Origin of the sequence: Streptomyces sp. NPDC006265 (assembly GCF_040613555.1) — a bacterium.
GTDB lineage: Bacteria > Actinomycetota > Actinomycetes > Streptomycetales > Streptomycetaceae > Streptomyces.
This window is the reverse complement of record NZ_JBEXSH010000544.1, coordinates 1-6073: the sequence shown is the minus strand read 5'-3', so window position 1 is coordinate 6073 and position 6073 is coordinate 1. Positions and strand designations below refer to the sequence as shown.

Annotated in this window: 5 protein-coding genes; all 5 read left to right on the top strand. The window is 67.4% G+C overall.

Features of this window, described 5'->3' with window-relative positions; translation table 11 throughout:
• Nucleotides 1–150: 150 nt before the first annotated feature.
• The 5 genes from ABZ281_RS33315 (at nucleotide 151) to ABZ281_RS33295 (ending at nucleotide 5378) form a co-directional block, all read left to right on the top strand.
• A complete protein-coding gene (locus tag ABZ281_RS33315) occupies nucleotides 151–1689 on the top strand; it encodes a sugar ABC transporter ATP-binding protein (protein ID WP_356661593.1) in 1539 nt (512 codons plus the stop codon).
• Nucleotides 1686–2780: an ABC transporter permease gene (locus ABZ281_RS33310; RefSeq protein ID WP_356661591.1), complete on the top strand. Its 1095-nt coding sequence runs from the start codon at nucleotides 1686–1688 to the stop codon at nucleotides 2778–2780. The genes ABZ281_RS33315 and ABZ281_RS33310 overlap by 4 nt, the downstream gene beginning before the upstream one ends.
• Nucleotides 2777–3799, top strand: a complete 1023-nt coding sequence (gene yjfF, locus ABZ281_RS33305) for a galactofuranose ABC transporter, permease protein YjfF (RefSeq protein ID WP_356661589.1) — start codon at nucleotides 2777–2779, stop codon at nucleotides 3797–3799. The genes ABZ281_RS33310 and yjfF overlap by 4 nt, the downstream gene beginning before the upstream one ends.
• Before the next feature lie 872 nt (nucleotides 3800–4671).
• Nucleotides 4672–4938 (top strand): ribbon-helix-helix protein, CopG family, encoded by a 267-nt coding sequence (locus tag ABZ281_RS33300; RefSeq protein WP_356661595.1) that lies wholly within the window; start codon nucleotides 4672–4674, stop codon nucleotides 4936–4938.
• Nucleotides 4935–5378 carry a PIN domain-containing protein gene (locus tag ABZ281_RS33295; RefSeq protein ID WP_356661587.1) on the top strand — a complete coding sequence of 148 codons (444 nt, stop codon included), beginning with the start codon at nucleotides 4935–4937 and terminating at the stop codon, nucleotides 5376–5378. The genes ABZ281_RS33300 and ABZ281_RS33295 overlap by 4 nt, the downstream gene beginning before the upstream one ends.
• Nucleotides 5379–6073: the final 695 nt, after the last annotated feature.

The window sequence follows — 6073 nt, the reverse complement described above, 5'->3', positions numbered from 1 at the left end:
GTCCCCACGCCCTGCACCCCGACGTCGTCTTCTCCCGGGACGAGTTGCTCACCCTCGCCGACACGGCACTGGCCCTCTACCCGGCCGACCGGGATCCCTCGGCCGGGAGGCTCCCCGCGGACCTGAATCCATTTCATGAGGAGCGCTGCCATGGCAGAGCCGCGGCCCGTCCTGGAGATGACGGGCGTAGTCAAGGAGTTTCCGGGGGTCAGGGCTCTGTCGGGCGTCGACTTCCGGCTCTTCCCGGGCGAGATCCATGCCCTGATGGGCGAGAACGGCGCCGGAAAGTCCACGCTGATCAAGGTGCTGACGGGCGTCTACTCCCTGGACGGCGGCACGATCACCCTCGACGGCGAGCCCGTCCGGTTCGGCAGCCCACTGCAGGCGCAGCAGGCCGGCATCAGCACGGTCTACCAGGAGGTCAACCTCTGCCCCAACCTGTCGGTGGCGGAGAACATCTTCATCGGACGCGAACCCACCCGCGCCGGCCGCATCCAGTGGAAGCGGGTGCGCAAGGAGGCGGCGGAGCTGGTCGACCGGCTCGGACTCGACATCGACGTCACCGCGCCGCTGTCCTCGTACCCGCTGGCCGTGCAGCAACTGGTCGCGATCGTACGGTCGGTGGGCACCGGGGACGGTGACGCCGCGGCATCCGGCACCAAGGTGCTGGTCCTCGACGAGCCGACCTCCAGCCTCGACCGCGATGAGGTCCTCGAACTCTTCCGCCTGATGCGGCAGTTGAGGGACGAGGGGGTCGCGATCCTGTTCGTGTCGCACTTCCTGGACCAGATCTACGAGGTCTGCGACCGGATGACCATTCTGCGCAACGGCACCCTGGTCGGCGAGCACCTGGTCCGTGACCTCGACCAGGTCGGACTGATCGAGTTGATGATCGGCAAGGCCCTGGACCAGCTCGAAGAGCTGCATGAGCACCAGATGCACTCCGACGTCGGCGAGACCCTGGTCAAGGCCGACGGGCTCGGCCGCACCGGCGGGATCGCCCCCTTCGACCTGGAGATCAAGAAGGGTGAGGTGCTCGGACTCGCCGGCCTGCTGGGATCCGGCCGCACCGAACTCGCCCGACTGCTGTTCGGAGCCGACCAGCCGGACAGCGGCAAGGTGACCATCGGCGGCAAGCAGGTGTCGATGAGCGCCCCGAACGCCGCCATCGCCGCCGGGGTCGCGTTCTGCTCGGAGAACCGCAAGACCGAAGGCCTGGTGCCCGATCTGACGGTGCGGGAGAACATCATCCTCGCCCTCCAGGCGGCCCGCGGCTGGACCAGGCCCATCCCGGCCCCCCAGCGCGACGAACTCGTCGCCAAGTACATCAAGGCGCTGGACATCCGCCCCGTCGATCCGGAGGCCCGCGTCGGGCAGCTCAGCGGCGGAAACCAGCAGAAGGTTCTGCTCGCCCGCTGGCTGATCACGCAGCCGCGGCTGCTGATCCTGGACGAGCCGACGCGCGGTATCGACATCGGCGCCAAGGCGGAGATCCAGAAACTGGTGGTCTCCCTCTCCGAGGACGGCATGTCAGTGCTGTACATCGCGGCCGAACTGGAGGAGGTCCTCCGGCTCAGCCACACCATCGGAGTGCTGCGCGACCGCAAGCTGGTGGCGCGGCTGGCCAACGGGCCGGAGACCACCACCAGCAAGATCCTCGAGACCATCGCGAGCGGAGAACACCAGTGACCACCACCTCCCGCTGGCGAGCACTGACGCATCACCACCTGTTCTGGCCGGTCGCCGTCCTGATCGCCCTGCTGCTCGTCAACGTCCCCTTCACACCCGACTTCTTCTCGATCAAGATGACGGACGGCCACCTCTACGGCAGCCTCGTCTCGATCGTGCTGTTCGGTTCGCCGCTCATCCTGGTGGCGGTCGGCATGACCCTGGTCATCGCGACCGGCGGCATCGACCTCTCCGTCGGTGCCGTGGTCGCCATCACCGGCGCCCTGACCTGTTCGTACATCAGTGACCAGGCCGACCAGAACGCCCTGTCCGCGGTGTTCCTGGCGATGGGCATCGGGCTGGTGGCCGCGGTCGTCTGTGGCCTGTGGAACGGCTTCCTGGTGGCCCGGATGGGAATCCAGCCCATCATCGCGACCCTCATCATCATGGTCGCGGGCCGAGGTGTCGCGCAGCTGATCACCGATGGCCAGATCATCACCATCAACAGCGAGCCGTACAAGCTGATCGGCGGCGGCTACTGGCTGACCCTGCCCTTCTCCATCTTCGTGGTGGCCGCCGTCGTGGCTGTCACCGTGGCGCTGACCCGCCGCACGGCGCTCGGCCTGCTGGTCGAGTCGGTCGGCGGCAACGCCGAGGCCAGCCGCCTGGTCGGCATCAGGTCCACGCGCATCAAGATCATGGTCTATATGTTCTGCGCGCTGTGCGCGGGCATCGCGGGCCTGATGATCAGCTCCAACACCTCGGCAGCGGACGGCAACAACGCCGGCCTGTGGATCGAACTGGACGCGATCCTCGCCGTGGTGATGGGCGGCACCTCGCTGCTCGGCGGCCGGTTCTCCATCGGCGGCACGGTGATCGGGGCCCTCGTCATCCAGACCCTGACCACCACGATCTACACCATCGGCGTGCCGACCCAGACCAACCTGGTCTTCAAGGCCCTCGTCGTCATCGTCGTCTGCCTGCTGCAGGCCCCGAAGTTCCGGGCCAAGGTGTTCGGCGCGAAGGGCAGCAAGGGACCGCGCCGGGCCGCCGCCCCGGTGGAGCCCGCACCGGCGGCCGACGCCGCCCCGAAGATGGAGGTGTCGCGATGAGCGTGACTGCCCAGGCCCCCAAGGCAGCGGAGAGCGGCACCGCCTCCCGTGCCGCGCGCCTGCTCGGCGACAGGCGTCTGCCCGTCCTGGTCACGGCCGCTCTGTTCATCGCCATGTACGTCGGTGGCCTCAGCCGGTACCAGAACTACGGGTTCGCCGAACCCCAGGTCTTCCTCAACCTGTTCATCGACAACGGCTACCTGCTGGTCGCAGCCATCGGAGCCACCTTCGTCATCATGTCCGGCGGCATCGACCTGTCCGTGGGCTCGGTGATCGGCTTCACCACCATGTTCTCGGCATGGCTGGTGGAACGTCAGGGCCTGCCGCTGCTCCTGGTCGTCCCCCTCGCCCTGGCCGTGGGCGCCTTCGGTGGCTTCCTGATGGGCTACGTCATCCACAACTTCGAGATCCAGCCCTTCATCGTCACCCTCGCCGGCCTCTTCCTCTTCCGCGGACTGTGCCTGGTCATCAGCAAGGAGTCGATCTCCATCAGCGACGCCTCGGTGGACACCCTGGCCCAGACGCGGGTGTCGCTGGGCGTAGGGGAACTGTCGATCGGCGCCCTCGTGGCCCTGGCCGTCCTCGGTGCGGCCTGCTACCTGCTCCACTACACACGCTTCGGACGCCGTGTGTACGCCATCGGCGGCAACGAGCAGTCGGCTCTGCTCATGGGTCTTCCGCTGGGCGGCACGAAGATCGCCGTGTACACGGTGAGCGGCCTCTGCTCGGCCCTGGCGGGCCTGCTGTTCATGCTGTACATCCAGTCGGGCGACCCGCTGCACGCCGTCGGCATGGAACTCGACGCCATCGCCGCCGTGGTCATCGGCGGCACCCTGCTGACCGGCGGTTCCGGCTATGTGCTGGGCACACTCTTCGGTGTGCTGGTGCTCGGCCTGATCAAGACCGTCATCACGTTCGAGGGGACGCTCAGCTCCTGGTGGACGAAGATCGCCACGGGTGTGCTGCTGTGCGCCTTCATCCTGATCCAACGGACCATGACGTCACGTCAGAAGGCCTGACCGGCAGTTCTGTGATCACTCGCCGTCGGCCACAAAGGGCCGGGCCACTCATCCCGTGCGGGCAGCCAGTCGGGCTGCCCCGAAGGGCCCCTGCTTCCCGTTCCGACACGTCTCGCGTTCCGGGGTCTCGCTGCCGGAGCGCCTCGACGCCGCCGTAGGTCCGCACCTTGACGGGCAGCAATCGCCCCTGACTACCGCTCCAGGAGTTCGCTTCCGCCTCCGTGCGGTTGCGGTACACCGAACTGATGACCAACGCCAGTCTCTACGGCCGCCCGGTGATCCCTGGGTGCTGCGCGTTGAGTGGTATTGCGAGGAAACCTCGCTGCGGGTCGAAGTGCACGTCTACTGGTGGGGCGTGGCCCCGTTCCACGCCGCGGTCTTCGGCGGCATGGCCCGCAATATCGCGGCCGCGGCCGAATCGGCCGCGGCCCCTGAACGGCCCGTACCCGCTGAGGGGGGCTCGAGGAACTGCGCGCGATCCTTGAAATCGCCTCGTGCGTCGGATTGCACCACTGTTGACCGTGGTTTTCCGTCCTTGCGGGCACGCTATGGGCACGGCTTCGGAGTAATTGGTCTGGAGAATGGGGCGACGGGCCTTGGGGGATTCCGCGTTCAGGTGCGTCGTGCCCAGGACATGTGTGGTTGCGGAAGCGTAGAGGGGTTCGGCGTCCGGCTGTCATTCGAGTGGAGACACGCACACTCATCCCGGGCACACCGACACGGAAGCCCAACCCCATGACACGCCCCTCTCCCCAGGAACTGTCTGGCACCCGAAAAGGGGCGGGTGAGGTCGGCTCGGCTGATCCTCAGCAACACGGACATGGGGTGGTGTGCCGGATACATCAATCCGGTACATGGACTACTCCTGGTACATGTCCATGAAGCGCACGAACGTCTGCGCGGACCCCGAGGACCTGGCGATCATCAAGGAGGCCGCCAAGCGCCGGGGTATAAGCGAGGCCGAGATCATCCGCCAGGGCATCCATCTCGCCGCGATGGCGAACCGGGTCTGGGACGAGCCGCTCTTCTCGCGCACCTTCGGGGGGCCGGGGCGCACGCTGTCCGAGTCGGAGGTCCGCGACACGGTCGGCGATGCCGTCCGGCGGGAGACCGGCTCGGGCTCCGGATCCGCCGCGTGATCATTGTCATCGCCGATACGTCCGGCCCTCTGGCAGCCCTGGACTCGGCCCATCCGGAACACCGGGCGGCGAACGAGGCGATCATGGCGGCGGGCCTGCTGGTCATGTCTCCGCTCCTGCTGGCCGAACTGGATCACGTGGCGACGCGTGAGCTCGGCCGGGAGGCTGCCCTCAGCGCGGTCGACGACCTGCGGCGCTGGATGAGCCGGGGTCGTGTCGTCCTGCCGGAGATCACGCAGGACCACCTGGGCGCAGCCCAGTCCGTCCGCGTCCGCCACCGCGCGCTGGACCTCGACCTCGCCGACGCGGTGAACGTGGCGCTTGCCGCCGACTACGACACGGACGCGATCCTCGCCCTCGACCGGCGAGACTTCCGGGCCGTACGCCCGCTCGGCTGCCACGAGGCGTTCCGGGTACTCCCCGACGACCTCCCGCTCTGACGCAGGACCCTCGGCCGTCAAGTGCCCGCTCCCACAAGGCGCTTGTGCACCGCCCACGACGACGCACGTGCAGGACGGTTGCCGCCCTCGCCCAGGAACAGCAGGCTGAGGGCCCGCCTCCGTGATTAGGCGCCCGCTCAAGGGGTGTGTGCCCTCTGCGTGCCCAATCTCGGGGTACAGAAGTACTCGTAAAACGCGGCAATGGCTCTTCCAACAAGACAAGCCCCAGGCCGCTGACCTGGGACTTCAAGAAGAGCGGGTGACGAGAATCGAACTCGCGCTCTCAGCTTGGGAAGCGACGGCGCTTGCGGGGGTGCGTCGTGTCTGACCTGAGCCTATGAGGTTTGCATCCTCATGCCTTCAGCTTGGATGGCACCGTAATGGGCCGTAGTTCTCCGTTCTTACGGGCATGCCAAGGGCACGACATCCGACAGACGTCTTTCCGGGCCGCGGGCACGTTCCTCTCCGTTCGCGCGTCGACAACGCACGAGCCGGCCGCGTGGGCCTTCGCTCATGCGCATCCGGAGAAATCGTCCAGTAGAAGCTGTCGGCGACCCCTGGGCGTGGAACCAAGCCCGCAGCGCCTTCCTGCGGCGGCTTGTGTCGGCGGTCTCTGAACCTGGACCCCTTTGGGGTCGGTGACTTTTGACCCCGTGTGCAGTTGTTCACCCGGTTGCCGCGCTCGGTGTGCGGCC

Bases quoted from the DNA above. Each gene is read 5' to 3' on its own strand.
- ABZ281_RS33315 (WP_356661593.1), top strand. From the start codon at position 151: ATGGCAGAGCCGCGGCCCGTCCTGGAGATGACGGGCGTAGTCAAGGAG.
- yjfF (WP_356661589.1), top strand. From the start codon at position 2,777: ATGAGCGTGACTGCCCAGGCCCCCAAGGCAGCGGAGAGCGGCACCGCC.
- ABZ281_RS33300 (WP_356661595.1), top strand. From the start codon at position 4,672: ATGTCCATGAAGCGCACGAACGTCTGCGCGGACCCCGAGGACCTGGCG.